Source organism: Pantoea sp. LS15 (genome assembly GCF_012241585.1).
Taxonomy (GTDB): Bacteria; Pseudomonadota; Gammaproteobacteria; order Enterobacterales; family Enterobacteriaceae; genus Enterobacter.
This window is the reverse complement of sequence record NZ_JAAVXA010000038.1, coordinates 1-606: the sequence shown is the minus strand read 5'-3', so window position 1 is coordinate 606 and position 606 is coordinate 1. Positions and strand designations below refer to the sequence as shown.

Sequence of the window (606 nt, the reverse complement as noted above, 5' to 3'; positions counted from 1 at the left end):
GATTAGCACGTCCTTCATCGCCTCTGACTGCCAGGGCATCCACCGTGTACGCTTAGTCGCTTAACCTCACAACCCGAAGATGTTTCACTTCTGATTGCGAAAATTTGAGAGACTCGAACACACCATTAAGATGTGTCGTTTCAATTTTCAGCTTGATCCAGATTTTTAAAGAGCAAAACTTCGCAGTGCACCTTTTCAGGTTCACTCTGAAGTTTTCTTGGGTTCGCAGTAAAAGATGGTGGAGCTATGCGGGATCGAACCGCAGACCTCCTGCGTGCAAAGCAGGCGCTCTCCCAGCTGAGCTATAGCCCCATCGTTTGCAATCTCTGTACCGCTCATCCTTTAAAAGGAGTTTGGTAGGCCTGAGTGGACTTGAACCACCGACCTCACCCTTATCAGGGGTGCGCTCTAACCACCTGAGCTACAAGCCTGCAGAGATTTTACTGCTGTTTTTCATCAGACAATCTGTGTGAGCACTACAAAGGCAGGTTCTTTAAGGTAAGGAGGTGATCCAACCGCAGGTTCCCCTACGGTTACCTTGTTACGACTTCACCCCAGTCATGAATCACAAAGTGGTAAGCGCCCTCCCGAAGGTTAAGCTACCTA

The 606-nt window shown here is 48.8% G+C and carries 2 tRNA genes and 1 rRNA gene; all 3 read right to left on the bottom strand.

Annotation, left to right across the window (positions count from 1 at the left end):
* Nucleotides 1-236: 236 nt before the first annotated feature.
* Nucleotides 237-312, bottom strand: a tRNA-Ala gene (locus HED65_RS22450).
* Nucleotides 313-354: 42 nt separating this feature from the next.
* Nucleotides 355-431: transfer RNA gene (locus HED65_RS22445), tRNA-Ile, on the bottom strand.
* Between the two features lie 68 nt (nucleotides 432-499).
* Nucleotides 500-606 (bottom strand): 16S ribosomal RNA (locus HED65_RS22440); the annotation flags it as partial.